Annotated in this window: 26 protein-coding genes and 2 tRNA genes; 22 read left to right on the forward strand and 6 right to left on the reverse strand. The window is 65.7% G+C overall.

Annotation, left to right across the window (positions count from 1 at the left end; genetic code table 11):
- Positions 1-9: 9 nt before the first annotated feature.
- The 5 genes from EJO66_RS15445 to EJO66_RS15465 all read left to right on the forward strand — a co-directional run bounded on the left by EJO66_RS15445 (position 10) and on the right by EJO66_RS15465 (position 3,138).
- Positions 10-86, forward strand: a tRNA-Val gene (locus EJO66_RS15445).
- Between the two features lie 170 nt (positions 87-256).
- Positions 257-625 (forward strand): hypothetical protein, encoded by a 369-nt coding sequence (locus tag EJO66_RS15450; RefSeq protein WP_223262373.1) that lies wholly within the window; start codon positions 257-259, stop codon positions 623-625.
- A 72-nt stretch (positions 626-697) separates the two neighbouring features.
- Positions 698-1,258 carry a polyhydroxyalkanoate synthesis repressor PhaR gene (gene phaR, locus EJO66_RS15455; protein WP_041946121.1) on the forward strand — a complete coding sequence of 187 codons (561 nt, stop codon included), beginning with the start codon at positions 698-700 and terminating at the stop codon, positions 1,256-1,258.
- Positions 1,259-1,299: 41 nt separating this feature from the next.
- Positions 1,300-2,706, forward strand: coding sequence for a 30S ribosomal protein S12 methylthiotransferase RimO (rimO, locus tag EJO66_RS15460; RefSeq protein WP_124960532.1), 1,407 nt, complete (start codon positions 1,300-1,302; stop codon positions 2,704-2,706).
- A 150-nt stretch (positions 2,707-2,856) separates the two neighbouring features.
- The gene (locus tag EJO66_RS15465) at positions 2,857-3,138 is read left to right on the forward strand and encodes a hypothetical protein (RefSeq protein WP_124960533.1); all 282 of its coding nucleotides are present in this window, start codon (positions 2,857-2,859) and stop codon (positions 3,136-3,138) included.
- 266 nt (positions 3,139-3,404) lie between these two features.
- On the opposite strand, the gene EJO66_RS15470 is transcribed toward EJO66_RS15465, so the two are convergent.
- The 3 genes from EJO66_RS15470 to EJO66_RS15480 all read right to left on the reverse strand — a co-directional run bounded on the left by EJO66_RS15470 (position 3,405) and on the right by EJO66_RS15480 (position 4,763).
- The gene (locus EJO66_RS15470) at positions 3,405-3,701 is read right to left on the reverse strand and encodes a hypothetical protein (protein ID WP_124960534.1); all 297 of its coding nucleotides are present in this window, start codon (positions 3,699-3,701) and stop codon (positions 3,405-3,407) included.
- 80 nt (positions 3,702-3,781) lie between these two features.
- Positions 3,782-4,174, reverse strand: coding sequence for a YkvA family protein (locus tag EJO66_RS15475; protein WP_125965652.1), 393 nt, complete (start codon positions 4,172-4,174; stop codon positions 3,782-3,784).
- A 504-nt stretch (positions 4,175-4,678) separates the two neighbouring features.
- A tRNA-Leu gene (locus EJO66_RS15480) sits at positions 4,679-4,763 on the reverse strand.
- A gap of 80 nt (positions 4,764-4,843) precedes the next feature.
- Between EJO66_RS15480 and rnr the strand changes: the two genes are divergently transcribed.
- On the forward strand, positions 4,844-7,111 hold the full coding sequence (gene rnr, locus EJO66_RS15485; RefSeq protein WP_223262375.1) for a ribonuclease R: 2,268 nt from the start codon (positions 4,844-4,846) through the stop codon (positions 7,109-7,111).
- Positions 7,112-7,169: 58 nt separating this feature from the next.
- Positions 7,170-7,934, forward strand: a complete 765-nt coding sequence (locus EJO66_RS15490; RefSeq protein WP_018905025.1) for an SDR family oxidoreductase — start codon at positions 7,170-7,172, stop codon at positions 7,932-7,934.
- Between the two features lie 12 nt (positions 7,935-7,946).
- Here the strand turns inward: EJO66_RS15490 and EJO66_RS15495 are convergent, their stop codons facing one another.
- From EJO66_RS15495 to EJO66_RS15505, 3 genes are read right to left on the reverse strand one after another with little or no spacing between them, the layout of a single operon-like run.
- Positions 7,947-9,407 carry an NAD(P)H-hydrate dehydratase gene (locus EJO66_RS15495; RefSeq protein WP_125965550.1) on the reverse strand — a complete coding sequence of 487 codons (1,461 nt, stop codon included), beginning with the start codon at positions 9,405-9,407 and terminating at the stop codon, positions 7,947-7,949.
- 45 nt (positions 9,408-9,452) lie between these two features.
- Positions 9,453-10,706 carry a D-amino acid dehydrogenase gene (locus EJO66_RS15500; RefSeq protein ID WP_125965551.1) on the reverse strand — a complete coding sequence of 418 codons (1,254 nt, stop codon included), beginning with the start codon at positions 10,704-10,706 and terminating at the stop codon, positions 9,453-9,455.
- A gap of 52 nt (positions 10,707-10,758) precedes the next feature.
- Positions 10,759-12,084, reverse strand: coding sequence for an amidase (locus EJO66_RS15505; RefSeq protein WP_125965552.1), 1,326 nt, complete (start codon positions 12,082-12,084; stop codon positions 10,759-10,761).
- 222 nt (positions 12,085-12,306) lie between these two features.
- Here EJO66_RS15505 and rpsB point away from each other — a divergent pair, with 222 nt between their 5' ends.
- From rpsB to rnhB, 15 genes are all read left to right on the forward strand, one after another.
- The gene (gene rpsB / locus EJO66_RS15510) at positions 12,307-13,062 is read left to right on the forward strand and encodes a 30S ribosomal protein S2 (protein WP_021007534.1); all 756 of its coding nucleotides are present in this window, start codon (positions 12,307-12,309) and stop codon (positions 13,060-13,062) included.
- An 81-nt stretch (positions 13,063-13,143) separates the two neighbouring features.
- Complete coding sequence (gene tsf, locus EJO66_RS15515) at positions 13,144-14,067, forward strand: translation elongation factor Ts (protein WP_124960539.1); 924 nt, start codon at positions 13,144-13,146, stop codon at positions 14,065-14,067.
- Positions 14,068-14,169: 102 nt separating this feature from the next.
- A complete protein-coding gene (pyrH, locus tag EJO66_RS15520; protein WP_018905021.1) occupies positions 14,170-14,892 on the forward strand; it encodes a UMP kinase in 723 nt (240 codons plus the stop codon).
- 13 nt (positions 14,893-14,905) lie between these two features.
- Entirely contained in the window at positions 14,906-15,475 is a 570-nt protein-coding gene (gene frr, locus EJO66_RS15525; RefSeq protein WP_012747710.1) for a ribosome recycling factor, read from the forward strand.
- Positions 15,476-15,483: 8 nt separating this feature from the next.
- The gene (uppS, locus tag EJO66_RS15530) at positions 15,484-16,227 is read left to right on the forward strand and encodes a polyprenyl diphosphate synthase (RefSeq protein WP_125965553.1); all 744 of its coding nucleotides are present in this window, start codon (positions 15,484-15,486) and stop codon (positions 16,225-16,227) included.
- Positions 16,228-16,263: 36 nt separating this feature from the next.
- Complete coding sequence (locus EJO66_RS15535) at positions 16,264-17,109, forward strand: phosphatidate cytidylyltransferase (RefSeq protein ID WP_124960541.1); 846 nt, start codon at positions 16,264-16,266, stop codon at positions 17,107-17,109.
- Positions 17,106-18,293 (forward strand): 1-deoxy-D-xylulose-5-phosphate reductoisomerase, encoded by a 1,188-nt coding sequence (ispC, locus tag EJO66_RS15540; RefSeq protein WP_125965554.1) that lies wholly within the window; start codon positions 17,106-17,108, stop codon positions 18,291-18,293. Before EJO66_RS15535 ends, ispC begins: the two co-directional genes overlap by 4 nt.
- A gap of 24 nt (positions 18,294-18,317) precedes the next feature.
- Positions 18,318-19,688 (forward strand): RIP metalloprotease RseP, encoded by a 1,371-nt coding sequence (gene rseP, locus EJO66_RS15545; protein ID WP_124960543.1) that lies wholly within the window; start codon positions 18,318-18,320, stop codon positions 19,686-19,688.
- 38 nt (positions 19,689-19,726) lie between these two features.
- Positions 19,727-22,162: an outer membrane protein assembly factor BamA gene (bamA, locus tag EJO66_RS15550; RefSeq protein WP_124960544.1), complete on the forward strand. Its 2,436-nt coding sequence runs from the start codon at positions 19,727-19,729 to the stop codon at positions 22,160-22,162.
- Positions 22,163-22,705, forward strand: a complete 543-nt coding sequence (locus tag EJO66_RS15555) for an OmpH/Skp family outer membrane protein (RefSeq protein WP_021007525.1) — start codon at positions 22,163-22,165, stop codon at positions 22,703-22,705. It begins immediately after the preceding gene.
- Between the two features lie 14 nt (positions 22,706-22,719).
- The gene (gene lpxD / locus EJO66_RS15560; RefSeq protein WP_124960545.1) at positions 22,720-23,697 is read left to right on the forward strand and encodes a UDP-3-O-(3-hydroxymyristoyl)glucosamine N-acyltransferase; all 978 of its coding nucleotides are present in this window, start codon (positions 22,720-22,722) and stop codon (positions 23,695-23,697) included.
- 23 nt (positions 23,698-23,720) lie between these two features.
- Positions 23,721-24,173: a 3-hydroxyacyl-ACP dehydratase FabZ gene (gene fabZ / locus EJO66_RS15565; protein WP_012747718.1), complete on the forward strand. Its 453-nt coding sequence runs from the start codon at positions 23,721-23,723 to the stop codon at positions 24,171-24,173.
- Between the two features lie 22 nt (positions 24,174-24,195).
- Positions 24,196-24,984, forward strand: coding sequence for an acyl-ACP--UDP-N-acetylglucosamine O-acyltransferase (gene lpxA / locus EJO66_RS15570; protein ID WP_125965555.1), 789 nt, complete (start codon positions 24,196-24,198; stop codon positions 24,982-24,984).
- Between the two features lie 18 nt (positions 24,985-25,002).
- Entirely contained in the window at positions 25,003-26,151 is a 1,149-nt protein-coding gene (lpxB, locus tag EJO66_RS15575) for a lipid-A-disaccharide synthase (protein WP_125965556.1), read from the forward strand.
- Positions 26,123-26,845 (forward strand): ribonuclease HII, encoded by a 723-nt coding sequence (rnhB, locus tag EJO66_RS15580; RefSeq protein WP_124960548.1) that lies wholly within the window; start codon positions 26,123-26,125, stop codon positions 26,843-26,845. The genes lpxB and rnhB overlap by 29 nt, the downstream gene beginning before the upstream one ends.

Genomic DNA, 26,845 nt, shown 5'->3' on the forward strand with positions numbered 1-26,845 from the left:
CACATCCTTAGGCGCGTAGCTCAGCTGGTTAGAGCACCACCTTGACATGGTGGGGGTCGTTGGTTCGAGTCCAATCGCGCCTACCAATTTCTGTTTCGACTTCCGGCCAACCACCGGGTCTGTCGAACAGAGCTTTCACCGGGTTCCCCGGTGTTTCAATCGTCCTTGCGGTGAAGCAGACAAAGACCATGGCCATGTTGTTGTGCTACCTTGGCCGCTCTGCAAACCTTTTCCAAATTTCTTGACAAGCGATCTGATGAACACGCGATCAACGCTGGTTGATCGGGCTCATGCCGACATGCGCCTGGCCGCATTGCTCCGGCAGGCTCCCATCGAATTTGCGCGCGCGGTCTATGGCATCAACGACCACGCAAGCGGCCGTGCCGACACCATGGCAGCACGCGAAATAGCCCGCGCCATCCGGCAGGGCACGCCCGTCACGCAGGAGCGCGCCGAGCAGCGCTCGCGCGCCTACTTGCCGACCGCCGGCCAGGAGCACTGTCCGCGCTGCTGGGTGGTCTACGGCCACAAGAGTCCGCTGCGTTTCAGGGAAGCCACCGAAGAACGCCCCGAGACCGCCAACTGCAGCGCCTGCGGCGCCGAGTACGCGACAACGCTCGGTTGAAGCGGCGCAGGCACGGTCAGGGTAAACCTTGTCGCGATGCAGCAAAACCGCTACCTAGAATCATCGGATGACATGGGCATCCATGTGAAGGAGTCCGCAGTGCAGAGCAAGAAGTCCGGGGTCAAGCCGGTGCAACGTGTAATCAAGAAGTACCCCAACCGAAGGCTCTACGACACCGAGACATCCACGTACATCACGCTCACCGAGGTGAAGCAGCTGGTCATACAGAATGCCCAGTTCGTGGTGCGCGATGCCAAGACCGGCGACGACCTCACGCGCAGCATCCTGCTGCAGATCATCCTCGAGGAAGAGGCGGGCGGTGCGCCCATGTTCACCGAGCAGGTGCTGGCCAACATCATCCGCTTCTACGGGCAGGCGATGCAGGGCTACATGGGCCCCTATCTCGAAAAGAACATCCAGGCCATGACCGAGGTGCAGGCCCAGCTCGCGGAAAAGGCCGAGGGCCTCACGCCCGAGATGTGGTCGCGCTTCATGACCATGCAGTCACCCATGCTCCAGGGGCTCATGGGCAACTACGTCGAGCAATCCAAGAACGTGTTCCTGCAGATGCAGGAGCAGATGCAGAAAAATACCGAGCAGGTCCTGGGCGCATTCGGCATCAAACGCCCCTGAAATCCCGCCCCCGGCAGATAGCTGGGACAATAGAGGCATATATGAGCGAAGTTGCCTCCCCCGAACGCATGGCCACGCCGGCCGCCCCCAAGGTCGGCTTTGTGAGCCTGGGCTGTCCCAAGGCCCTGACCGATTCCGAACTGATCCTGACCCAGCTGAGCGCCGAGGGCTACCAGACCGCCAAGACCTTCGAGGGCGCCGACCTGGTGATCGTCAATACCTGCGGCTTCATCGACGACGCCGTGAAGGAAAGCCTGGACACCATCGGCGAGGCACTGGCGGAAAACGGCCGCGTGATCGTCACGGGCTGCCTGGGCGCCAAGACCGGCGACCAGGGCGGCAACCTGGTGCGGCAAATGCACCCGAGCGTTCTGGCCGTGACCGGGCCGCACGCCACGCAGGAAGTGATGGACGCGGTTCACGCCAACCTGCCAAAGCCGCACGATCCCTTCGTCGACCTGGTTCCCAATACCTTCGGCATCGCGGGCCTCAAGCTCACGCCGCGGCACTATGCCTACCTGAAGATCAGCGAAGGCTGCAATCACCGCTGCACCTTCTGCATCATTCCCTCGATGCGCGGCGACCTGGTGTCACGACCGGTTGGCGATGTGCTCGGCGAGGCCAAGGCTCTGTTCGAAGGCGGCGTCAAGGAACTGCTGGTGATCAGCCAGGACACCTCGGCCTATGGCGTGGACGTCAAGTACCGCACCGGCTTCTGGGACGGCAAGCCGGTCAAGACGCGCATGCTCGAACTGGTGCGCACGCTGGGCGAGATCGCCGAGCCCTATGGCGCCTGGGTCCGGCTGCACTATGTGTATCCGTATCCGAGCGTGGATGAAATCATTCCGCTCATGGCCAGTGGCCAGGTGCTGCCTTACCTCGACGTGCCGCTGCAGCACAGCCACCCCGATGTGCTCAAGCGCATGAAGCGTCCGGCCAGTGGCGAGAAGAATCTGGAGCGCCTGGCGCGGTGGCGCGAGGTCTGCCCCGAGCTGGTGATCCGCAGCACCTTCATCGCAGGCTTCCCCGGCGAAACCGAGCAGGAGTTCGAGCATCTGCTCGACTTCATCCGCGAGGCACAGATCGACCGGGCTGGATGCTTTGCCTACAGCCCCGTAGCAGGTGCCACCGCCAACGACATTCCCGGCATGCTGCCGCCGGCGGAACGCGAAGCGCGCCGCGCCCGTTTCATGGAAGTGGCCGAAGCGGTGTCGATCGCCAAGCTGCGCCAGCGCGTCGGTGCGACCATGCAGGTGCTGGTCGACTCGGCGCCCGGCATGGGCCGCAAGGGCGGCGTGGGGCGCACCTACGCCGACGCCCCCGAGATCGACGGCACCGTGCGCCTGCTGCCGCCCGAGAAGATCAGCAAGACGCTCAAGGTGGGTGAATTCACGCGGGCCCGCATCGTGGGTGCCGAGGGTCACGACCTGATCGCGCTGCCGATCTGAACCGTTGCCATCCCGGCGAGCGCGAGGGAGCAGGGCGGCGATCGCCGACTTGCGAACCACGGGCTGAGCGACAGGCGAAAAAGTTATACGCCTACAGACGCAAGCAGTCTGGCGTTTGAACGTGGCGGCTTATGTTCTCCAGGAGGTCCCATGTTCTTCCAGCTCTTTCAACCCGGATCCAGCCTTCATCTCAAAAGGGCTGCCACGTTGCTTCAGGAAGCCCAGATGGCGCGACTCGAGCACCAGGCTGCGGCGGAGCATCACGCGGCCCTGGCCAAGATGTATGCGGAGCGCGTGAAGCGCCTTTCCGGCGAGGTCTATCCGCTTCCGGCTCCCAGTGGCGAGGCAGCAGGCACGAAGACCGAGCAGGACAAGCCGGCGATCTATTCGATCGAGAGCAATCGCAGGCCCAAGTCCAACCTGCTGACGTAGTTCAAGAAAGGAAAAGCCCGCTGGATGCGGGCTTTTCGATGGGCATGGACAGGGCTGCAAGGGCCCGGCAGTTCTTCTCAGTCATCCGAGCGAGAAACGACCAGGAGGCTCATGAACAATGCCCCGAGGAACATGCCGACTAACAAGGTAAATGCTGTGATCACAATGGGTCTCCGCTAAATTTGACATTTTCAAATCAAACGTAACCTTGTGTACGCATTCGAGTTACTTTTCGAATCGCTTTTGATGTGAAAGTGTGACTTTTGCTACACCTTTGGAGCGAAAGTCGGGGGCGCATCGCTGCTCTTGGGCGGACGGCCCGGGTACAGGTACCTGAAGTACTCGCCCGACTTGCCGTACAGTTGCGCCGCGAGTTCCACGGGATCGTCGTTGCGATGCTTTTCGTAGAGCACGGGGCCCCAGATGATGAATCCATCGATGCTTAGCGAATGAGGCGCCGGCTCGATGGCCTTCCATGCATGCGCGAACTTTGAAATCCATGCCAGTGCTTCGGCCAGCGCATGGTTGCGAGCAGGGGAGGTGGTGGGTTCGGATGTCGACATGGCGGTTATCCTTTGTGAAAAGACTGTATAAATATACAGTAAAATCCACGTGGACAGGGACGCCGCCGCCGGACCAGAGATCAATTTTGCGTGCCGAACCAACCCCAGAGCGCGGCACCCAGGCCGATCCAGACCGCCAGGATGAGCACCGCACCGGCAATGCTTCGCGGCTTCGCGCCTTGTTCCTTCATCCACAGGTCGGCGCGCTCGCGGCATTCCTCGAGCACATCGGCCGGAATGAGCCGGATGTTCAGCCAGATCAGGCCGGGCAGCAGCAAGGCGTCGTCGAGGTAGCCGAGAACAGGAATGAAATCCGGGATGAGGTCGATCGGGCTCAGCGCATAGGCGACGACGAATGCCGCGAGAAGCTTGGCGAACCAGGGAGTGCCTGGATGGCGGTAGGCAAACCACAGGGTGACGGCATCGCGCTTGATCCGCGACGCCCATTGCCTGATGCGTTGGAAAATGGCCATGCTCACACGCTGTCGAACCGGTGCATTGCTTCGCGTGGTAAGGTGCACCTCGGCTTCAAAGCCGTCGCAACCCCGCAGATCCGCCTGTGATCCCCAGCAGCGAGTCGAATGCCGCGCTCATCAGGTTGGGTTTTGCGGTTCACCTCTACTGCCAACACGGTGTTATTGATTCGGTTGCTCTGCTTCTCGAGACTCTGCGCGATCATTCGTCGATGTACTGCGTCAGAATGGTGGAAAGCCGCTTCCCCAGGAGCGGGTTGCTGCATCATTTCATGAGACGAAGCCCGTTCCACTTTTTCAGATCCGTGCCGCCGACAAGCGCTTCGCCGAATGTTCCGTCTCAGGATCACGAAGCTGTGCGCGAACGCGGCACACAACCGTCGGTGCGGCCAAGCCTGGCCGCGATCGGCATCCGTGAGGGAGAACATCCCTCGATCATGTTCCCAGGGAAAAGAAAAAACCCCTGTAAATCGATGATTCACAGGGGTTTCAGCTTGGTAGGGGTGGTGCCCAGAAGAGGACTCGAACCTCCACGATGTTACTCGCTAGTACCTGAAACTAGTGCGTCTACCAATTCCGCCATCTGGGCCCACATAGCTGCCGAAGCAGTTATGTTTTGAATTTCAGGAAAGAGAGAATCATATCAAAAATAATGGCACTTCCAGCGGTCTGCTGGATGAATTTGAAGGAACTGTTCAAGGACATCGCGACGGACACGGTTTCGTGCAGCGCGACGACGGTGAAGCCGACATCTATCTGCCCCCGAACGAGATGCGTGCGGTGCTGCACAAGGACCGCGTCAAGGCGCGCGTGGTGCGGCAGGATCGGCGCGGACGTCCCGAGGGGCGGGTGGTCGAAATCGTCGAGCGCCCCGAGCAGCCGATCATCGGCCGCCTGCTGCATGAAGGCGGCGTCTGGCTTGTTGCGCCCGAAGACAAGCGCTATGGACAGGATGTCCTGATTCCCAAGGGGGCCACCGGCCCCGCCAAGGTGGGGCAGGTGGTCGTGGTGCAGCTCACCGAGCCGCCGGCGCTGTTCGGCCAGCCGGTCGGGCGGGTGAAGGAAGTGCTGGGCGAGATCGACGACCCCGGCATGGAGATCGAGATCGCGGTGCGCAAGTACGGCGTGCCGCACGAGTTTTCCGAGGCCTGCCTGGCCGAAGCCAAGGCGCTGCCCGAGAAGGTCCGCCCCGCCGACAAGAAGGGACGCATCGACCTGACCGACGTTCCGCTGGTCACCATCGACGGCGAGGACGCGCGCGACTTCGACGACGCCGTGTACTGCGAGCCCGCCAAGGTCGGCCGCGGCAAGGGCTGGCGCCTGCTGGTGGCCATTGCCGACGTCAGCGCCTATGTGCAGACCGGTTCGGCCATCGACATCGATGCCTACGACCGCGCCACCAGCGTCTACTTTCCGCGCCGCGTGATTCCGATGCTTCCCGAGAAGCTGTCGAACGGCCTGTGCTCGCTCAACCCCGAGGTCGAACGTCTGTGCATGGTGTGCGACATGCTCGTGGCCGCCGATGGCGAAATCTACGCCTACCAGTTCTATCCGGCCGTGATGTTCAGCCATGCGCGCTTCACGTACACCGAAGTGGCGGCCATTCTTGGCAACACGCGCGGCCCTGAAGCTGCCAAGCGCAAGGACCGCGTCAAGGATCTGCTGAACCTGGCCGACGTATACAAGGCGCTGCTCAAGCAGCGCGGCAAGCGCGGCGCGGTCGACTTCGAAACCACCGAGACGCAGATCATCTGCGACGACGCCGGCCGCATCGAGAAGATCGTGCCCCGCACGCGCAACGAGGCGCACCGCCTCATCGAAGAGGCCATGCTCGCGGCCAACGTGTGCAGCGCCGACTTCATCGCCGAAGGCAAGCACCCGGGCCTGTTCCGCGTGCACGAAGGCCCGACGCCCGAGAAGAAGGAAATCCTGCGCGGCTACCTGAAGGCCATGGGCGTGGGCTTGAGCATCACCGACGATCCGCGGCCCGGCGAGTTCCAGGCGATTGCCGAAGCCACCAAGGAGCGCCCCGACGCGCAGCAGATCCACACCATGCTGCTTCGCTCGATGCAGCAGGCGATCTACACGCCCATCAACAGCGGCCATTTCGGCCTGGCGTACGAGGCCTACACGCACTTCACGAGCCCGATCCGGCGCTACCCCGACCTGCTGGTGCACCGCGTGATCAAGGCCATCCTCGGCAAGACGCGCTATCAGCTGCCGATGCTGCCGACGCCGGGCGAGGCGCATGCCAAGCTCGCCAAGCGGCTGGCCTCGCGCGTGAAGGCGCCGACCACCAAGCCGCAGAAAGCCACCGTCGCGCCGACCAAGGAAGTGCTGGCCTGGGAAGCGGCCGGCCTGCATTGCAGCGCCAACGAGCGCCGTGCCGACGAAGCCAGCCGCGACGTCGAAGCCTGGCTCAAGTGCAAGTACATGCGCGAGCACCTGGGGGAGGAATACGGCGGCGTCGTCACGGCGGCCACGACCTTCGGCATCTTCGTGACGCTCGATGCGATGTACGTCGAGGGGCTGGTGCACATCACCGAACTCGGCGGCGAATACTTCAAGTTCGACGAGATGCGCCAGGAGCTGCGCGGCGAGCGCACCGGCATTCGCTACGCCATCGGGACCCGCGTGCGTGTGCAGGTGAGCCGCGTCGACCTGGATGGGCGCAAGATCGATTTCCGCCTCGTGCGCGAAGGCGAAGACCTCACCACGCGCGCCATGAAGGACAAGGGCGCAGCCTCGGCCGGTGTGCCGGTCAAGGCATCGGCCAAGCGCAGCTCGCGCCACAAGGCCGAAGCCGTGTCCGAGCAGCGCGTCGAGCGCAGCGCGAGCGTTGCCGCGGCGGGCCCGCAGTCGGCGATGCAGGCTTTCAAGTCGGCCGTCAAGAAGGCCGCCAACAAGATGAAGGGCCGCAAGCCGCGGCGCGCATGATGCGCAACGCAGCATTGCATCCCATCCATACAGACAAACCGAGAAGGAGACACCGAGCATGAGCGTGGAAAACAACAAGGGCCGCATCGCGATCGTCACGGGCGCCGGCACCGGCATCGGCCGCGCCGCGGCGCTGGCGCTGCTGGCCGATGGCTGGAGCGTGACCCTGGCGGGGCGCCGCCTCGAGCCGCTGGAACAGGTGGCGGAAGAGTCTGGCGCCGGCGCGCGCGCCTTCGCCGTGCCCACCGACGTGGCCAATGCCGAATCGGTGCAGGCGCTGTTCGCTGCCGCGGTGGAGCGCTTCGGCCGCGTCGACCTGCTATTCAACAACGCCGGCGTGGGCAACCCGCCGGGTCCGTTCGAGGACTGGACGCCCGAGCAGTGGCGCGGCGTGGTCGACATCAACCTGAGCGGCATGTTCTTCTGCATCCAGCAGGCGTTCCGCACGATGAAGGCGCAGACGCCGCGCGGCGGCCGCATCATCAACAACGGCTCCATCTCGGCCACCGCGCCGCGGCCCAATTCTGCGGCGTACACCGCGACCAAGCACGCAGTCGAGGGCCTCACCAAGACCGCGTCGCTCGATGGGCGCAAGTACGACATCGCGGTCGGCCAGATCGACGTGGGCAACGCCATGACGGAACTGGCCGCACGCATGGCCAAGGGCGTGCCGCAAGCCAACGGCGAGCTCGCGATCGAGCCGCTGATGGACGTGAAGATCGTGGGCCAGTCGGTGCTCTACATGGCGAACCTGCCGCTGGAGGCCAACGTGCTGTTCCACACGGTCATGGCGACGAAGATGCCCTTCGTCGGACGCGGCTAGGCGGGAAGCTCGTCAGCAGTGCGCCTGCCGGGCTAGAGCGCCGGCCGTCAGCGGCGGCGCGCCGGCCGGCCAGGTGTCGGCGATGTGGCCGTGGCGCCAGACGGCTTCGCGCGCTGCTTCGAACGGCGGCCGCTGCGCCGCCAGTGCGGCGCCGATCATTCCTGCCAGCACGTCGCCGGTGCCAGCGGTTGCGAGCCTGGCGTTGCCGGTCAGGTTGAGTACCGGTGGCGTGCTGTCGCCCTCGGCGATCACTGTTCCCGAACCCTTGAGCACTGCGACCACGCCGTAGCGCGACGCGAGCTGGCGGGCTGCAACGAGCCTGTTGGCCTGGATGTCGGTGGCCGTGCAGTTCAGCAGGCGTGCTGCTTCGAGCGGATGCGGAGTGATCACCGTCGGCCTTCCGCGCCGGGCGCGCGACGCCAGCTGGGTTTGCAGCGCGCCGTCGACCGCGATGGCGTTCAATGCATCGGCGTCGAGCACCAGTGCTGCTGCCGTCGCCAGCACACGGGGTAGCACCGCACGGATGTCCGCGCCGCCGCCGCATCCGCAGACCGCCGTCATGCCCGAGAGATCGAGCGACCTGGCGTCTCGCATCATCAGTTCAGGTTGCGCCAGGTCGACCGGGGCCGCGCTCGCGTCGAGCAGGCCGACGAACACGCGGCCCGCGCCCGCATGCAGCGCGGCGGATCCGGCCAGCAGCGCGGCGCCCGCCATGCCGGACGCGCCGCCGATCACCGCGACATCGCCATAGCTGCCCTTGTGCGAGGCGTGGCTGCGCGGGGCATCGGCCGGTGCACCCGCCAGGCGCGCGGCCGGTGCCTCGCCGGTGCCACTGCAGCCCAGGTCGTCGAACCAGACCGTGCCCGCCGCGTCGCGGCCTTGCGCCGTGAACAGGCCGGGCTTGAGGGTCAGGAAGGTCAGGCAGAACCTGGGCGAAAGAGCACCCGGATGAGGTGTGGCGCTTGAATCGCCGGTATCTGCATTCAGCCCCGATGGCACGTCGACGCTGAGCACCGGTGCGGCCATCGCATGCATCCGCCGCAGCCAATCGGCCATGAGCTTTTCGGGCGGCCGGCTCGATCCGATGCCGAGCAGCGCGTCGATCGCCAGCTCGCAACTCGCAGGCGGCTCCGGCGCGAAGATCACGCCGGCATCCCGGGCCCGTTGAAGCGAGGCGCTGGCGTCCGGCGGCAGCCGGTTTTCATGGCCCGCGAAGGTCACGATCGGCAGGAAGCCGCGGTGCCGCAGCTGCGCAGCAGCTTCGAATCCGTCGCCGCCGTTGTTGCCCGGTCCGCAGGCGATCCAGATCGTCCGCGCATGCGGCGCAAGCGCCATCGCGAGCCGCGCCACGGCCAGGCCCGCGCGCTGCATCAGCGTATGGGGGGGCAGGGCGGCGGCTGCTGCCTGTTCGATGCGACGCGTTGCCGCGATGTCGAACAGGCCGCAAGCGGTGGCGGGCGTGATGCGTTGCATGGGCCGATTCTGCCCCGCCTGGCGCGCACGCAGCTGCTGCCCCGCCTACTGGCCGAGCCGCTCGATGCCCAGGCCTTCGAGGTCGACGCCCGCGTCGCGTCCGCCGATCAGGTCGGCCACCACGCGTGCGCTGCCGCATGACAGCGCCCATCCGCTGGAACCGTGGCCCAGGTTGAGCCAGACGCCCGGCACGCCGCTGGCGCCGAGCACCGGCGGGCCGTCGGGCAGCATCGGGCGAGCGCCCTTCCATTGCTGCACACCCGACTGCAGCGTTGCAGCGCCCGGAAACCAGTCATGCAGCACCTTGTAGAGCGTTTGCACCGCGGAGGGATTCATGGTGCTCAGGGAGCCGCCGATCTCGGCGCTGCCGGCCACGCGCACGCGCTGGCCCAGGCGCGAGATCGCGACCTTGTAGCGTTCGTCCATCACGGCGCTGCGCGGCGCGTTGAGCGATTCGCGGATCGGCGCGCTGATCGAATGGCCGTACACCGGCGCCAGTGGAATCCGCAGCCCGAGCGGCCGCAGCAGCGAGGCCGAGGCAAGACCGGCGCACACCACCACCGCATCGAAGCGCAGCGGCGGCGAGCCGCTTGCGAGCGAGATCGACGTGGGTTCCGCGCGGCTCATCGGCGCGATGTCGCAATTGAAATGGAACTGGGCGCCGAGCGCCTCGGCCTCCCACTTGAGAAGCAGCGCGAACTGGCGGCAGTTGGCCACTTCGTCCTCGGGCAGGTGGATCGCACCCGCGAGCGCCGTGTCGGCATTGAGCGCGGGCTCGATGCGGCGGGCCTCGTCGGCGTCCACTTCCCTGAAGACACTGCCCGCCGCGCGCAGCACCTCGAGGCCCGGCTGGACCAGTTTTTTCTCGCGTTTGGAGCGAAGCAGCACGAGGTAGCCGTCGCTGCGTTCGTAGCTCAGTTCGCGCGCTTCGGTCACTTCGTGCAGCCGGGTGCGGCTGTAGAACGCCAGGCGCTGCATGCGGGCGCGGTTGGCCAGGTAGGTTTCGAGCTTGCAGGCCTTCTGCCAGCGCGACATCCAGCCGAGGTCGCGCGAACTCAGCGGCCAGCGCAGCTTGATGGCGCCGTGCGGAGACAGCAGCGAGCGCAGCACCTTGGCGCGCATGCCCGGCGCCGCCCAGGGCGTGACATAGCCCGGCGCGACCACCCCCGCATTCGCAAAACTGGATTCCTCGGCGGCGGCGCCGCGGCGCTCGAACACGGAAACTTCATGGCCGTCCGAAACCAGTTCCCAGGCGGTTGTGACGCCGATGATGCCGGCGCCCACGATCGCGATTTTCATTGAATTTTTGAGTAAGAAGAGATGGCCGGCGCCCGTCGATCGGTGCGCGAGGCTATTGTTTTTTGAGCGCTTTTTCTGCTTGCAGCGCGACCGCCAGAACGGCGTCGTCGTGCAGCGCGGCGTGCCACAGCATCAGGCCCACCGGCAGTTCGCCGGCGGCGTGGCAGGGCAGCGAGATGGCGCAGCCGTCGAGCATGTTGATGATCGAGGGGTTGCGCAGCAGCAGTGCATTGATGCGGAAGAATTCGTCGTCGCGCTCGGCACCCGGCGCAACGCTCGCAATGGCGGGCGCGGTGATCGGCACGGTGGGCGACAGCACCGCGTCGAAGAGCGACAGCGCCGTCTCGACGCGGGAGATCCAGCCATGGCGGGCATGCACGAGATCGATGTATTCGTGCGCCTTCATGGCGGCGCCCCTGAGGATGCGCTGGGCCACACGGGGGTCGTAGCCGGCGCCGCTGCGCTCGAGCAGCAGCCGGTGCCAGGCGTAAGACTCAGCCGCCGAGAAACCGCCGGTGGCGTTGATGGCCTGCAGTTCCGCGAGCTCCGGCAGCTCGATCTCCTCGATCCGGGCGCCGGCATCGCGCAGTGTTTGCAACGCATTTTCGAAAGCCCGCGCCACCGCAGGCTCGATGCCATCGAAGAACACGTTCCTCACGACGGCAAGCCGGTACGCCCCCAGGGAGGCCGTACCGGCGGTCACGCGGCGCGCCGCAAGAATCTCGTGCGCCGTGATGGCATCGCGCACCGAGCGCGTCATGGCACAGACGGTGTCGAGCGTGGTCGACAGCGGCAGGGCGCCTTCGGTCGGCACCAGCCGGGCGGTGCTCTTGAAGCCCACGATGCCGTTCAGCGCCGCGGGAATGCGGATCGAGCCGCCCGTGTCGGAGCCCAGACCGATGAAGGCCGCCCCGGTGGCGACCGAGACAGCGGCGCCGGAGGACGAGCCTCCCGGGATGCGCGGCGTGGCCGCATCGCCCGCATTGGCCGGCGTGCCGTGGTGCGGGTTGATTCCCACGCCGGAAAAGGCGAATTCCGTCATGTTGGTGCGGCCCGTCAGCACGCCGCCCGCGGCGCGCAGCCGCGCCACGGCGACGGCATCGGCCTTGGCGGCCGGCGCATGCGAAAGCACCACGGAGCCCGCCGGAGTCGGCTGTCCCTGGATGTCGAACAGGTCCTTGGCGGTGAACGCGAGTCCGGCGAGCCGGCTCTGCGGCGCTGAGCCGGCGACCTGCCGGCGGGCTTCGTCGAACAGCGTGCGGGTGAAGGCGTGGCTGCAGGCCGGGGACTGGGCGATGCCGATGGCGCGCTCCATTTCGGTGCATGCATCGGTGCCACCTGCCAGAAAATTCAGACGGGTGGCGTGGAGGTCGTTCATGGGTGGGCAGCGAGGGCGCGGACGGCTCGGTTCCGGGGTAGGGCAAGGAGAAAGGACAGAGAGGGCCGTGCTATACTCTTTGGGTTTCGCTGAACATGTGACGGCTTTCGTCGCACCCAGCCAAACACATCCGCAAACCGGCCCAATCAAGGTGTTGTGACTCCGTTCGAAGGAGGCACAAAACGGGCTGGATTTTAGACCCAACCTTTGGAGTAATTTTCAATGTCCACCACCATGCGCGAAATGCTGGAAGCCGGTGTCCACTTTGGTCACCAAACCCGCTTCTGGAACCCCAAGATGGCTCCGTACATCTTCGGCCATCGCAACAAGATTCACATCATCAACCTGGAAAAATCGCTCCCGATGTTCCAGGACGCGATGAAGTACGCCAAGCAGCTCACCGCCAACCGCGGCACGATCCTGATGGTCGGCACCAAGCGCCAGGCCCGTGAAATCGTGGCTGCCGAAGCTCGCCGCGCCGGCGTGCCTTTCGTCGACACCCGCTGGCTCGGCGGCATGCTGACCAACTTCAAGACGGTCAAGACCTCGATCAAGCGCCTGAAGGACATGAAGGCCCAGCAGGAAGCCGGCCTCGACAGCCTGAGCAAGAAAGAGCAGCTCACGTTCTCGCGCGAGATCGAGAAGCTCGAGAAGGACATTGGCGGCATCCAGGACATGACCGCGCTGCCCGACGCCATCTTCGTGATCGACGTGGGCTTCCACAAGATCGCCGTGGCCGAAGCCAAGAAGCTGGGCATTCCGCTGATCGGCGTGGTCGACTCCAACCACTCGCCTGAAGGCATCGACTACGTGATTCCGGGCAATGACGACTCGTCGAAGGCCGTCACGCTCTACGCTCGCGGCATCGCCGACGCGATCATCGAAGGCCGCAACAGCGCCACCGGTGACGTGGTCAAGGCCATCGCCGAAGGCAGCGGCGACGAATTCGTCGAAGTCGAAGAGGGTGCCTCGGCCTGATCGAGTGCTCTCACGCGCCTGAAGAAGGGGCTTTGTTGCCCCTTTTTTTTAACCTGATTTTGGATATACGGAGATAGAAGAATGGCTGCAATCACCGCAAGCATGGTCGGCGAACTGCGTGCAAAGACCGACGCGCCGATGATGGAATGCAAGAAGGCCCTGACCGAGGCCGATGGCAACATGGAAAAGGCCGAAGAGTTGCTGCGCATCAAGCTCGGCAACAAGGCTGGCAAGGCATCGGGCCGCATCACCGCCGAAGGCGTGGTCACGGCCTTCGTCGACGGCGCTGCCGGCGGCATGATCGAGATCAACTGCGAAACCGACTTCGTCACCAAGAACGACAGCTTCCTGGCCATGGCCAACGCTGCCGCAATGCTGGTCGCCAAGCACAACCCCGCCGATATCGCCGCGCTGGGCGCGCTGCCCTACGAGCAGGACGGCTTCGGCCCCACGCTCGAGGACGTGCGCAAGGGCCTGATCGGCAAGATCGGCGAGAACATGAGCTTCCGCCGATTCAAGCACTTTGCCGGCAACGGCAAGCTGGCTTCGTACCTGCACGGCACGCGCATCGGTGTGATGGTCGAGTTCGAAGGCGACGATACCTCGGCCAAGGACGTTGCGATGCACATCGCCGCCATGAAGCCGGTTGCCATCTCGGCCGCCGACGTGCCTGCCGACCTGATCGAAAAAGAGCGTGCCGTGGCCGCCGGCAAGGCCGAGGAAGACCGCAAGACAGCCGAAGCCGAAGGCAAGAAGCCGCAGCCTGCCGACATCGTTGCCAAGCGCATCGAAGGCGGCGTGCAGAAGTACCTCAAGGAAGTCTCGCTGCACAACCAGCCGTTCGTGAAGAACGACAAGCAGACCGTCGAGCAGATGCTCAAGGCCGCCAACACCAGCATCAAGGGCTTCACCCTGTACGTGGTCGGCGAAGGCATCGAAAAGAAGGTCGACGACTTTGCTGCCGAAGTTGCAGCCCAGGTGGCTGCCGCCAAGGCCGCCGCGTAAAAACTGTTACGCCCCAAAGCGACGGTGCACGCGTGTGTGCCGCCGCTTTTTCACCGCCTCGTTCTACACTCGCCCCCGCCAACCCAAGTAAGGAAATTGCCCATGTCTGATCCCCGCCCAGCCCACAAGCGAATCTTGTTGAAGCTGTCGGGCGAGGCGTTGATGGGAGACGATGCCTTTGGTATTAACCGCGCCACCATCGTCCGCATGGTCGAAGAGGTGGCCGAGGTGGTGAACATGGGCGTGGAAGTCGCCGTCGTGATCGGCGGCGGCAACATCTTCCGCGGCGTTGCGGGAGGCTCGGTCGGCATGGACCGCGCGACGGCCGACTACATGGGCATGCTGGCCACCGTCATGAATTCGCTGGCCTTGGCCGACGCCATGAACAAGCAAGGGCTGGTGGCGCGCGTCATGTCCGCCATTGCCATCGAGCAGGTGGTCGAGCCCTACGTGCGGCCCAAGGCGCTGCAGTATCTCGAAGAGGGCAAGGTCGTGGTGTTTGCCGCGGGCACCGGCAATCCGTTCTTCACCACCGACACGGCCGCCGCACTGCGCGGTGCCGAGATCGGTGCCGAGCTGGTGCTCAAGGCCACCAAGGTCGACGGCGTCTATTCCGCCGATCCGAAGACCCATCCCGATGCAACGCGCTATTCGTCGCTCACTTTCGACGAGGCGATCGCGCAGAATCTCGGCATCATGGACGCCACGGCCTTCGCGCTGTGCCGCGACCAGAAGCTGCCGATCAAGGTGTTCTCGATCTTCAAGAACGGCGCGCTCAAGCGCGTCGTCATGGGCGAGGACGAAGGCACGCTGGTGCATGCCTGAGGAGTAATTTGAGATGACGACCCCCACTATTGCAGAAATCCGCAGCGCGACCGACGCCAAGATGAACCAGTCGCTCGCTGCGTTCCAGAACAACCTCACCAAGATCCGCACCGGCCGCGCCAACTCCGCGCTGCTCGATTCGATCCACGTCGAGTACTACGGCTCGCAGGTTCCGCTGAGCCAGGTGGCGAACGTGTCGGTGCTCGACTCGCGCACGATCAGCGTCCAGCCCTGGGAAAAGGGCATGGGCGCCAAGATCGAGAAGGCCATCCGCGAAAGCGACCTGGGCCTGAACCCGGCCTCGATGGGCGACCTGATCCGCGTGCCGCTTCCCGCGATGAGCGAGGAGCGCCGCAAGGAAATGACCAAGCTGGTCCGCAACGAGGGCGAAAGCGCCAAGATCGCCACGCGCAACCTGCGCCGTGATGCGAATGAGTCGGTCAAGAAGCTGGTCAAGGAAAAGCTCGCCTCCGAGGACGACCAGAAGCGCGCCGAAGCCGAGATCCAGAAGGTCACGGACCGCCACATCGCGGAAATCGACCGCCTGGTCGCGGCCAAGGAAGCGGAGATCATGGCCGTTTGAGGCTGCGCATGGCCTCGTCTTCGCTGCAGATCCCCCACCACATTGCCATCGTCATGGATGGCAACGGACGCTGGGCCACGCGGCGATTCCTGCCTCGCGTGGCGGGACACAAGCAGGGCGTCGAGTCGCTCAGGCGCTGCGTCAAGGCGTGTGTCGATCGCGGCGTGGGCATTCTCACGGTCTTCGCGTTTTCGTCGGAGAACTGGAACCGTCCGCCCGAAGAAGTCTCGGGCCTCATGGAAATCATGGTGGGTGCACTCGCGCGCGAAGTGCCCAGGCTGAGCCGCGACGGCGTGCAGCTGCATTTCGTCGGCGAGCGCGCCGGGCTCTCCAAGAAAATGGTGCAAGGCCTGGTCGACGCCGAGACCGCCACCGCGCAGAACACCAAGCTGATCCTGAACGTCTGCTTCAACTACGGCGGCCGCTGGGACATTGCCCGCGCCGCAGCCAAGCTGGCCGAGCAGGGCGAGGCGCTCACCGAAGCGAATCTCGACCGCGCCATGGCCCTGGCGCACGTGCCCGACCCCGACCTTCTCATCCGCACCGGCGGCGAGCAGCGCCTGTCGAACTTTCTGCTGTGGCAGAGCGCCTACGCGGAGCTTTTCTTCAGCGACAAGCTTTGGCCCGAGTTCGACCAGGCCGAACTGGATGCGGGAATTGCCGCATTTCAGGCGCGCGAGCGCCGCTTCGGCAAGACCTCGGCGCAAGTCACGGCCGGCAGCGGCTCCGCACCCGATCGCCAGCTGGCCTGAGGGCTTCACGGCCTGCCTCTCCAGCCGCCCAGCCGCATGCTCAAACAACGCATCCTCACGGCCATCGTCCTGTTGGCGATCCTGCTGCCGGCGCTTTTCTACCCGTCGCACGTTCCCTTCGCCTGCGTGATGCTGGTGCTGATCGGTGCCGGGGCATGGGAGTGGGGCCGCCTCAACGGCTATGGCCAGCAGCTGTCGGTCTTCCTCGGCGTGGAAACCGTGGCGCTGTGCGCGCTCTCCTGGTGGCTCGGGCTGCTCGATCGGTCGCTGCTGCTCATGTGGCTGCTGGCCAGCGCGGCCTGGGTGCTCGGCGGTGCCGCGCTGCTGCGGGTGGCCGTGCCGGGCTGGCCCCGCATTCCCCGCGGGCTGCGGCTGGTCGGCGGGCTGTTGGCGCTCTGGGTGGCGTGGCTCGCGGCCGTGCAGGCACGCATGGTCGGCATCAACTTTCTGCTGTCGATTCTCGTGCTGGTCTGGGTGGCGGACGTCTTCGCGTATTTCGCGGGCCGCGCCTTCGGCCTCAAGTTCACGCGCAGCAAGCTCGCGCCCGCCATCAGCCCCGGCAAGAGCTGGGAAGGCGTGTGGGGCGGCATGGCGGGCGTCGTGGTGCTGGCCTTGGCGTGGGTGTGGGCCGACAGGGCTGCCGGCGCAACGGTGGCCAGCCTCTACACCCGGCTGTACGAGCGCGGCTGGTGGCTGCTGCTGGTCGGGGTGCTGTTTCTCGCCGCCATCAGCGTCGTTGGCGACCTGGTCGAATCGCTGATCAAGCGCAGTGCCGGCGCCAAGGACAGCAGCAGCCTGCTGCCGGGCCATGGCGGCGTGCTCGACCGCGTGGATGCCCTCTTGCCGGCACTTCCCATTGCAATGATGCTGGCTTTCCTGTGAACACACCCAAACAACGCATCACGGTGCTGGGCTCGACCGGTTCGGTCGGCGTCAGCACGCTCGATGTCATTTCGCGGCACCCGGACCGTTTCGAGGTCTTCGCGCTTTCCGCATCGACCAAGGTCGACGAGCTCCTGGCGCAGTGCGCGCGGTTTTCGCCGCGCTATGCGGTCATGGCGAGCGCGCCGCATGCGGCGCTGCTGGCGGAAAAGATAGAACAGAACAATCTCAAGACCACCGTTCTGAGTGGTGGCGATGCTATTGAAAAAGTAGCATCCCACGACGGTGTTGACGCCGTCATGGCAGCCATCGTGGGGGCTGCGGGCCTGGCGCCTTGCCTGGCCGCGGCGCGCGCCGGCAAGCGGCTCCTGCTGGCCAACAAGGAGGCGCTGGTGGTTGGCGGCGAACTGTTCATGCGCACCGTGCGCGAGGGCGGCGCCACACTGCTGCCGATCGACAGCGAGCATTCGGCCATCTTCCAGTCGCTGCCCGAAGATCCGTCGACCTGGCCGCGCCGTATCGACAAGATCATTCTCACGGCGTCGGGCGGCCCGTTCCGCACGCGCGCGCCCGGTACGCTGGGCACGGTCACGCCCGAGCAGGCCTGCGCGCATCCGAACTGGGTCATGGGCCGCAAGATATCGGTCGATTCCGCCACCATGATGAACAAGGCGCTCGAGGTGATCGAGGCGCGCCATCTGTTCGGCGTTCTGCCCGAGCAGATCGAGGTGGTCATCCATCCCCAGAGCGTGGTGCATTCGATGGTCCAGTTCACCGACGCATCGGTCATTGCCCAACTGGGAACGCCCGACATGCGGGTGCCCATCGCCGTCGGCCTCGCCTGGCCCGAGCGCATCGAGAGCGGCGCGGCGCGCCTGGATTTCCGACAGATGGCCTCGCTGAGCTTCGATGCTCCCGATGCGGCGCTGTTTCCCGGGCTGGGCCTGGCCTGGCATGCGCTGCGCGCGGCGCCGGGGACCACGGCGGTGCTCAATGCTGCCAATGAAGTCGCGGTCGAGGCCTTTCTTGATCGGCGCCTGCGCTTCGACCGCATTCATGCGGTCAACATGGAAACTTTGGAGGCCGTCAGCCCCTCCAAGCCCGCATCGCTGGCCGACCTGCTGGCGCTCGACGCCAGCGCCCGGGCGGCGGCCAATGCCGCGGCGCTGCGCTTCGCGGCCTGACACTCCCGCCAACAGAGGATCCGGATGCTCACCGTCATCGCCTTCGTGGTTGCACTCGGCCTCCTGATCGCCGTGCATGAATACGGCCATTACCGCGTTGCCGTCGCCTGCGGCGTCAAGGTGCTGCGGTTTTCGGTGGGCTTCGGCAAGACGCTCTTCCGCTGGCAGCCCAAGCGGCAGCATCCGGGGCAGGAAACCGAGTTCGTCATCGGCGCGTTTCCGTTCGGCGGCTACGTCAAGATGCTCGATGAGCGCGAAGGACCGGTGGCACCGGAAGACCGGCACCGCGCCTTCAACACGCAGCCGTTGCGCTCCCGCGCGGCCATCGTCGCTGCCGGACCCATTGCCAATCTGCTGCTTGCCGTGGTGCTTTACACGGCCGTCAACTGGATCGGGGTCGAGGAGCCCGTTGCCAAGCTGGCGCGTCCGGTGGCGGCATCGCTGGCGGAGGCGGCGGGCCTGCGCGGCGGCGAGCACATCACGCGCGCCGGCTTCGAGGGCGACCTGGAGCCCGTGCAGTCGTTCGAGGACCTTCGCTGGCGCATGACGCGCGGCGCGCTCGACGGCCGGGACCTGACGCTCGAAGTGGCGGGCGAGGGTGGCCGGCCCGGTCGGCAGGTCGTGCTGCCGCTGAGCCTCATGGAGGCCAAGGACGCCGACCCGCAGATGTTCCGCAAGATCGGCGTCCTCGCACCGCTGACGCGGCCCGAGATCGGCCAGGTGATGGCCGGCAGCGCGGCTGAGCGCGCGGGCCTTCGCAGTGGCGACCTGGTCCGCAGCGTCGGTAACGTGCCCATCGTCGATGGGCAGCAGTTGCGCGAGCTGATCCGGACCTCGATCGACGGCGACCAGCCGCGCCCGCAGACCTGGCAGGTGCAGCGCGGCAGCCAGTCGATCGAACTCGAGGTCAGGCCCGAACTGCGCGAGGAGGGCGCCGCGAAGGTCGGCCGCATCGGCGCCTATGTCGGTGCGCCGCCTGAAATGGTGACGGTGCGCCAAGGCCCCGTCGACGGCGTCTGGCGCGGCATCGTGCGCACCTGGGAGGTGTCGGCGCTGACCGTCCGCATGATGGGCAAGATGGTGATCGGCGAAGCCTCGCTCAAGAATCTGAGCGGGCCGCTCACGATCGCCGACTATGCAGGCAAGTCCGCGAGCCTCGGGCTGACCCAGTACCTGGTATTCCTTGCATTGATCAGCGTGAGCCTTGGCGTGCTCAATCTCATGCCGCTGCCGGTCCTCGATGGAGGACACCTGATGTATTATCTTTGGGAGGGCCTGACCGGCAAGAGCGTCTCTGACGCCTGGATGGAACGGCTTCAGCGCGGCGGTGTCGCCTTGCTGCTGGTCATGATGTCGGTTGCGCTCTTCAACGACGTCACGCGGCTCTTTGGTTAACTTTCTGCCGGCCCTTTCCGCGCCGGCCCAATTCACAGATGAACACAAACTTCAGTCGCTTTCGCCTGCGTAGCGTTGCCGCGGTGGTGGCCAGCGCGTTGGCGGCCACGGCAGCATGGGCCGTCGAGCCCTTCACGGTGCGTGACATTCGCGTCGAGGGCTTGCAGCGCGTCGAGCCCGGCACGATCTTCGCATCGCTGCCGCTGCGTGTGGGCGATACCTACAGCGACGAGCGCGGATCGGCCGCCATCCGTGCGCTGTTCGACCTGGGTTTGTTCAAGGACGTGCGCATCGACGTCAACGGCAACGTGCTGGTGGTGATCGTCGAGGAGCGTCCCACCATTGCCGACGTCGATTTCGTCGGCACCAAGGAATTCGACAAGGCCGCGCTCCAGAAGGCGCTGCGCGAAGTGGGCCTGGCCGATGGCCGCCCGTACGACAAGGCCCTGGCCGACCGCGCGGAGCAGGAGCTCAAGCGCCAGTACGTGAGCCGCAGCCTCTACAACGCACAGGTCGTGACCACGGTTACGCCGATCGAGCGCAACCGCGTCAATCTCACGTTCACCGTGACCGAGGGCGAGTCCGCGCGCATTCGCGAAGTGCGCGTGGTTGGCAACAAGGCCTTCAGCGAATCGACGCTCCTGAGCCTGTTCGACCAGGACAGCGGCGGCTTCATGAGCTGGTACACCAAGTCCAACCAGTACTCGCGCTCCAAGCTCAATGCCGACCTGGAAACGCTGCGTTCGTACTACATCACGCGCGGCTACCTGGAGTTCCGCATCGATTCGACCCAGGTCGCCATCTCGCCGGACCGGCAGGACTTGTCGGTGACCGTCAACATCACCGAAGGCGAGAAGTTCGTGGTGGCCGGCGTCAAGCTCGACGGCAATTATCTCGGCCGCGACGAGGAGTTCAAGTCCCTCGTGACCATCAAGCCCGGCGAGCCCTACAACGGTGAGCAGGTCACCGAAACCACCAAGGCCTTCACCGACTATTTCGGCACCTTCGGCTACGCGTTCGCGCGCGTGCAGGCACGCCCGGAAATCGACCGCGTCAACAACCGCGTGACGCTGACCCTGCAAGCCGAACCCTCGCGCCGCGTCTACGTGCGCCGCGTGGCGGTGGGCGGCAATGCCAAGACGCGCGACGAAGTGATCCGGCGCGAGTTCCGCCAGTTCGAGGCCTCGTGGTACGACGGCGACAAGATCAAGCTCTCGCGCGACCGCGTGGACCGCCTGGGCTTCTTCACCGAAGTGAATGTCGAAACCCAGGAAATCCCGGGTTCGCCCGATCAGGTCGATCTGATCGTCAACGTGGCGGAAAAGCCCACCGGCAGCCTGCAGCTCGGCGCCGGCTACTCGAGCGCGGAAAAGGTGGCTCTCACCTTCGGCATCTCGCAAGAGAATGTCTTCGGTTCGGGCAACTTCCTGGGCGTGCAGGTCAACACCAGCAAGTACAACCGCACGCTGTCGCTGACCACCACCGATCCGTACTTCACGAAGGACGGCATCTCGCGCACGATCAGCGTCTACCACACCACCACGCGCCCGTACTCGACAACCCTCGATGGCGACTACAAGCTGGTCAACCAGGGTGCTTCGATCCGCTTCGGCGTGCCGTTCAGCGAAGTCGACACGGTCTTCTTCGGTGTCGGGCTCGAGCGCTATGCCTTCGATCCGAACTCGTCGACCTCGTTCTCGGGGCTCTTCACGCCCCAGTCGTACCTGCGCTACTTCCAGTGCTCGAAGGATGCGAGCGGCTTGTTCGTGACCGAGTGCAACCGGGATAGCGTGTGGGGTGTTCCGCTGACCATCGGCTGGGGCCGCGACAGCCGCGACAGCGCGCTGATTCCGACCACCGGGCGCCTGCAGCGCGCCAACCTGGAGCTGGGCGTCGGCGGCGACATGAAGTACTTCAAGACGAACTACCAGTACCAGCAGTTCTTCGCAATCAACAAGCAATACACCTTTGCGATCAACGCCGATCTGGGCTATGCCAAGCCCCTTGGCGGCAAGGATTACCCGATCTTCAAGAACTTCTATGCCGGCGGCCTGGGCTCCATCCGCGGCTTCGAGCAGAACTCGCTCGGCCCGCGCGACGTGCCGCTGGTTTTCCAGACCGAAGGCGCCGCACTGGGTGGTACCAAGAAGGCCATCTTCAACGCAGAGCTCAGCACGCCGTTCCCCGGTGCAGGCAACGACCGCACGCTGCGCCTGTACAGCTTCTTCGACGTCGGCAACGTGTTCGGTTCTCGCGCCCCCGGCCTGACCGACGAGCAGTACAAGGCACAGAAGAAGCTGCGCGCTTCCGTCGGCCTCGGAATCAGCTGGATCTCGCCGCTGGGTCCGTTGCGTCTCGCCTATGCCTTCCCCATCAAGTCCCAAAAGGAAGTGCTGGATCCGACTACCGGCTTCGTCGTGATCCCGAAGGATAGAATCCAGCGCTTGCAATTCCAGATCGGAACGTCTTTCTAAATGAAGCATTTGATCCGCGCCGCTGCGGGCGCGTTGTTGATCCCCGTTTTCGCGCTGGCTGCGGCGCCTGCGGCTCAGGCGCAGGAAACTTTTCGCATCGGCTTCGTGAATCCGGATCGCGTGCTGCGCGAGGCGCAGCCGGCCAAGGCTGCGCAAGCCAAGCTCGAGGCTGAATTCCTCAAGCGCGAAAAGGATCTCACGACGCAGGGCGAAGCACTGAAGACGGCCTCCGAACGGTTCGAGCGCGAAGCTCCCACCCTGTCCGAAAGCCAGCGCACCGCACGCCAGCGCGCGCTGGTCGACCAGGATCGCGATTTCCAGCGCCGCCGCCGCGAGTTCCAGGAAGATCTGAACGCGCGCAAGAACGAAGAGCTCCAGCAGGTCTACGAACGCGCCAACCGCGTCGTGAAGCAGGTGGCCGAGGCTGAAAAGTACGATGCCATCCTGCAGGAAGCGATCTACATCAATCCCAAGCACGACATCACTGACAAGGTGATCAAGGCCCTGAACGCCTCGACCGCTGCTCCTTCGGCCGGCAAGTAACGCCGCGAATCGGCGTGGGACTGCAGCTTGGAGCCATTGTCAGCGCCCTGGGGGGCGAGCTTCACGGGGACCCGGCGCTGTCCATCGAACGGCTTGCGCCGCTGCAGAATGCACAGCCCGATGCGCTCAGCTTCCTGAGCCATCCCAAATACCAGCAGGAACTGGCGGCCTCCAAGGCCGCCTGCGTGATCGTCGCACCGGCCATGCGCGAGGCCGCGGCCGCGCGCGGGGCGTTCATCGTCGCGGCCGACCCCTACCTCTATTTCGCGCGCCTCACGCAGCTGTGGAAGGCGCAACATGCGCGGCCCGAGGCCGACCGCATCCATCCCTCCGCGGTGATCCATCCCGAGGCCCTGGTGGACGCCACGGCGCGCATCGGCGCATTGTGCGTGGTGGAGCGGGGCGCGCGCATCGGCGCCGGCACGGTCCTCAAGTCGCGCGTGACGATCAGTGAAGACTGCGTGGTCGGCGAGCGCTGCCTGCTGCATCCGGGTGTGGTGATCGGCGCCGACGGCTTCGGCCTGGCGCCGCACGAGGGCGCCTGGGTCAAGATCGAGCAGCTGGGCGCGGTGCGCATCGGCAACGACGTCGAGATCGGCGCCAACACCTGCATCGATCGCGGCGCACTCGACGACACCGTCATCGAGGACGGCGTCAAGCTCGACAACCTGATCCAGATCGGCCACAACGTGCGTGTCGGCAAGCACACCGCCATGGCTGGCTGCGTCGGCGTGGCGGGCAGCGCCACCATCGGTGCGCACTGCACCTTCGGCGGCGGTGCAATCGTGCTTGGCCATCTCACGGTGGCCGACGGGGTTCACGTGTCCGCGGCAACCGTGGTGACCCGCTCGATCCGCAAGGCCGGCCAGTACACCGGCATGTTCCCCATCGACGACAATGCGAACTGGGAAAAGAACGCGGCAACGCTCAAGCAGTTGCACAGCCTGCGCGAACGACTCAAGGCGCTCGAAAAGGCCCCTCAGAAAAAGTGAAGACGATGCAGGAACAGAAAATCATGACGACGACGACGCTCGATATCCATCAAATCCTCAAGCTGCTGCCCCACCGCTACCCGTTCCTGCTGGTGGATCGCGTGCTGGACATGGAAAAGGGCAAGCGCATCACGGCGCTCAAGAACGTGACGATGAACGAGCCGTTCTTCAACGGCCACTTTCCGCACCGTCCGGTGATGCCGGGCGTGCTCATGCTCGAAGCCATGGCGCAGGCGGCTGCACTGCTGTCGTTTCATTCGCTCGACATCGTGCCCGACGACAACACGGTCTACTACTTCGCGGCCATCGACGGCGCGCGCTTCAAGCGCCCCGTGGAGCCCGGCGACCAGCTCACGCTCGAAGTCGAGATCGAGCGCATGAAAGCCGGCATCTCCAAGTTCAAGGGCCGCGCGCTGGTGGGCAGCGAGCTGGCCTGCGAGGCCACGCTGATGTGCGCGATGCGCCAGATCAACTGATCTTGGGCGGTTACGACAAGGCATGACGCAGGTTCATCCCACAGCGCTCGTCGACCCGAAGGCACAGCTGGACGCCTCCGTTTCGGTCGGGCCCTACACCGTGATCGGTCCGCACGTGCGGGTCGGCGCCGGCACGACCATCGGTGCGCATTGCGTGATCGAAGGGCGCACCACCATCGGCCGCGACAACCGGATCTTCCAGTTTTCCTCGCTCGGCGCAGTGCCGCAGGACAAGAAATACGCGGGCGAGCCGACCGAGCTGGTCATCGGCGACCGCAACGTCATTCGCGAGTTCTGCACCTTCAACCTCGGCGTGCCGGGCGCGGGCGGCGTCACGCGGGTGGGGAACGACAACTGGATCATGGCGTACACGCACATCGCGCACGACTGCTGTGTCGATGACCACACCACGCTGGCCAACAACACCACGCTGGCCGGCCACGTGCATCTGGCCGACTGGGTCACGATCGGCGGCCTGACCGGCATCCACCAGTTCGTCTCGGTCGGCGCCCATGCCATGGTCGGCTTTGCCAGCGCCGTGTCGCAGGACGTGCCCCCCTTCATGCTGGTCGACGGCAATCCGCTGGCGGTGCGCGGCTTCAACGTGGTGGGCCTGCGCCGCCGCGATTTTTCGGCGCCTCGCCTGGCCGTGGTCAAGCAGATGCACCGCCTGCTGTACCGGCAGGGCAAGACGCTCGAAGAGGCGCGCGCCGGCATCGCCGCACTGGCCGCCGAAACGCCGGAAGCGGCCGCAGACGTGGCGCTGATGGAGCAGTTTCTGGCCACGTCGACACGCGGCATCGCGCGTTGACGTAACACAGGCAGCGTCATGGGCAAGGACGAACAGCGACGCTTCGCGCTGGTCGCGGGAGAAGCTTCCGGCGACCTGCTGGCCGGCCTTCTTCTGGACGGCCTGCAGGCGCGTTGGCCATCGCTCCAGACCATGGGCATCGGTGGGCCCCGCATGCTCGCGCATGGGCTGCAGAGCTGGTGGCCGCAGGAAAAGCTCGCGGTGCGCGGCTACATCGAGGTGCTGCGCCACTATGCCGAGATCGCCGGCATCCGCCGGCAGCTCAAGGCGCGGCTGCTGCGCGAATGGCCCGAACTCTTCATCGGCGTCGACGCACCCGATTTCAACCTCGATCTCGAAGCCGGACTGCGCAGCCGCGGCATGAAGACCGTGCACTTCGTCTGCCCCTCGATCTGGGCCTGGCGTGCCGACCGCATCGAAAAGATCCGGGCCGCGGCCGACCACGTGCTGTGCATCTTCCCGTTCGAGCCGGCGCTGCTGGCCGAGCATGGTGTGCAGGGCAGCTACGTCGGCCATCCGCTGGCCAACGTGATCCCCATGGCGCCCGACCGCGCCGGGGCCCGCGCGGCCCTCGGGCTCGCGCCGGATGCGCAGGTCGTGGCCCTGCTGCCGGGCAGCCGTCGTTCGGAGGTGCGCTACCTCGCTGCGCGGTTCTTCGCCGCCGCGGCGCAGATGCTGCAGGCACGGCCCGCGCTCCAGTTCGTCGCCCCGATCCTGCCGGGGCTGCGCGTCGAGGTCGAGGCGCTGCTGCAGGCCAGCGGCGCGGCCGGACAGGTACAACTGCTCGACGGCCAATCGCATGCCGCGCTGGCCGCCTGCGACGCCACCCTGATCGCCAGCGGCACCGCCACGCTCGAGGCCGCATTGTTCAAGCGGCCGATGGTCATCGCGTACAACATGAATGCGCTTTCCTGGCGCCTGATGCAGCGCAAGCAGCTCCAGCCCTGGGTCGGCCTGCCCAACATCCTTTCTCGCGAATTCGTGGTGCCCGAGCTGCTGCAGGAGGCCGCCACGCCGCAGGCGCTGGCCGACGCCACGCTCGCCTGGCTCGAAGCGCCCGAGAAAACGCGGGCGCTGCAACAAAAATTTTCAGAGCTGCACGTGCAACTGCAGCGCGATACGCCCACACTTTGCGCCGATGCGATCCAGAAAGTTCTTGAAGGCTGAGCAGGCGGCCCTCGTGTGGGACGCGCCGGGCCTCGTTGCGGGCGTCGATGAAGCGGGCCGCGGGCCGCTGGCCGGCCCGGTTGTGGCGGCGGCCGTCATCCTGGACGACCAGCGCCCGATCCGCGGCCTGGCCGACTCCAAGACGCTCACGGCCCTGCAGCGCGAACGCCTGCACGACCAGATTCTTGCCAAGGCGCTGTGCTGCTCGGTGGCGCAGGCCACGGTCGAGGAAATCGACACCCACAACATCCTGCAGGCCACCATGCTCGCCATGCGCCGCGCAGTCGAGGGCCTGCGCCTGAAGCCCGCCAAGGTGCTGGTCGACGGCAATCGCCTGCCGACGCTCGACGTGCTGGCCGAAGCCATCGTCAAGGGCGACGCGCGGGTCAAGGCGATCTCCGCCGCCTCGATCCTGGCCAAGGTCCACCGCGACCGGCTGTGCGAGCAATTGCACCTGGAATTTCCGCACTACGGCTTCGCCGGCCACAAGGGCTACGGCACGCCGGAGCACCTGGAGGCGCTGCAGCGCCACGGCGCGTGCGTTCATCACCGGAGGTCGTTCAGTCCGGTGGCTGCGGCGCTGGCGCGCACCGCGGCCGGTTCTGCGGCGCTGGTGGTCGACGCCACGCGGTCGGTTCCGGTGGAAATCGCAACGGCCGACACCGTGCACCTCGATCTGCGCGCCGCGCCCTGA

The organism is Variovorax beijingensis, from assembly GCF_003951285.1.
Lineage (GTDB): Bacteria > Pseudomonadota > Gammaproteobacteria > Burkholderiales > Burkholderiaceae_C > Variovorax > Variovorax beijingensis.

What these genes read in the sequence shown, in the direction of transcription:
- EJO66_RS15450 (WP_223262373.1), top strand. Translation starts at nt 257, where the DNA reads ATGAACACGCGATCAACGCTGGTTGATCGGGCTCATGCCGACATGCGC.
- phaR (WP_041946121.1), top strand. Translation starts at nt 698, where the DNA reads ATGGGCATCCATGTGAAGGAGTCCGCAGTGCAGAGCAAGAAGTCCGGG.
- rimO (WP_124960532.1), top strand. Translation starts at nt 1,300, where the DNA reads ATGAGCGAAGTTGCCTCCCCCGAACGCATGGCCACGCCGGCCGCCCCC.
- EJO66_RS15465 (WP_124960533.1), top strand. Translation starts at nt 2,857, where the DNA reads ATGTTCTTCCAGCTCTTTCAACCCGGATCCAGCCTTCATCTCAAAAGG.
- EJO66_RS15470 (WP_124960534.1), bottom strand. Translation starts at nt 3,701, where the DNA reads ATGTCGACATCCGAACCCACCACCTCCCCTGCTCGCAACCATGCGCTG.
- EJO66_RS15475 (WP_125965652.1), bottom strand. Translation starts at nt 4,174, where the DNA reads ATGGCCATTTTCCAACGCATCAGGCAATGGGCGTCGCGGATCAAGCGC.
- EJO66_RS15490 (WP_018905025.1), top strand. Translation starts at nt 7,170, where the DNA reads ATGAGCGTGGAAAACAACAAGGGCCGCATCGCGATCGTCACGGGCGCC.
- EJO66_RS15495 (WP_125965550.1), bottom strand. Translation starts at nt 9,407, where the DNA reads ATGCAACGCATCACGCCCGCCACCGCTTGCGGCCTGTTCGACATCGCG.
- EJO66_RS15500 (WP_125965551.1), bottom strand. Translation starts at nt 10,706, where the DNA reads ATGAAAATCGCGATCGTGGGCGCCGGCATCATCGGCGTCACAACCGCC.
- EJO66_RS15505 (WP_125965552.1), bottom strand. Translation starts at nt 12,084, where the DNA reads ATGAACGACCTCCACGCCACCCGTCTGAATTTTCTGGCAGGTGGCACC.
- rpsB (WP_021007534.1), top strand. Translation starts at nt 12,307, where the DNA reads ATGTCCACCACCATGCGCGAAATGCTGGAAGCCGGTGTCCACTTTGGT.
- tsf (WP_124960539.1), top strand. Translation starts at nt 13,144, where the DNA reads ATGGCTGCAATCACCGCAAGCATGGTCGGCGAACTGCGTGCAAAGACC.
- pyrH (WP_018905021.1), top strand. Translation starts at nt 14,170, where the DNA reads ATGTCTGATCCCCGCCCAGCCCACAAGCGAATCTTGTTGAAGCTGTCG.
- frr (WP_012747710.1), top strand. Translation starts at nt 14,906, where the DNA reads ATGACGACCCCCACTATTGCAGAAATCCGCAGCGCGACCGACGCCAAG.
- uppS (WP_125965553.1), top strand. Translation starts at nt 15,484, where the DNA reads ATGGCCTCGTCTTCGCTGCAGATCCCCCACCACATTGCCATCGTCATG.
- EJO66_RS15535 (WP_124960541.1), top strand. Translation starts at nt 16,264, where the DNA reads ATGCTCAAACAACGCATCCTCACGGCCATCGTCCTGTTGGCGATCCTG.
- rseP (WP_124960543.1), top strand. Translation starts at nt 18,318, where the DNA reads ATGCTCACCGTCATCGCCTTCGTGGTTGCACTCGGCCTCCTGATCGCC.
- bamA (WP_124960544.1), top strand. Translation starts at nt 19,727, where the DNA reads ATGAACACAAACTTCAGTCGCTTTCGCCTGCGTAGCGTTGCCGCGGTG.
- EJO66_RS15555 (WP_021007525.1), top strand. Translation starts at nt 22,163, where the DNA reads ATGAAGCATTTGATCCGCGCCGCTGCGGGCGCGTTGTTGATCCCCGTT.
- fabZ (WP_012747718.1), top strand. Translation starts at nt 23,721, where the DNA reads ATGACGACGACGACGCTCGATATCCATCAAATCCTCAAGCTGCTGCCC.
- lpxA (WP_125965555.1), top strand. Translation starts at nt 24,196, where the DNA reads ATGACGCAGGTTCATCCCACAGCGCTCGTCGACCCGAAGGCACAGCTG.
- lpxB (WP_125965556.1), top strand. Translation starts at nt 25,003, where the DNA reads ATGGGCAAGGACGAACAGCGACGCTTCGCGCTGGTCGCGGGAGAAGCT.
- rnhB (WP_124960548.1), top strand. Translation starts at nt 26,123, where the DNA reads ATGCGATCCAGAAAGTTCTTGAAGGCTGAGCAGGCGGCCCTCGTGTGG.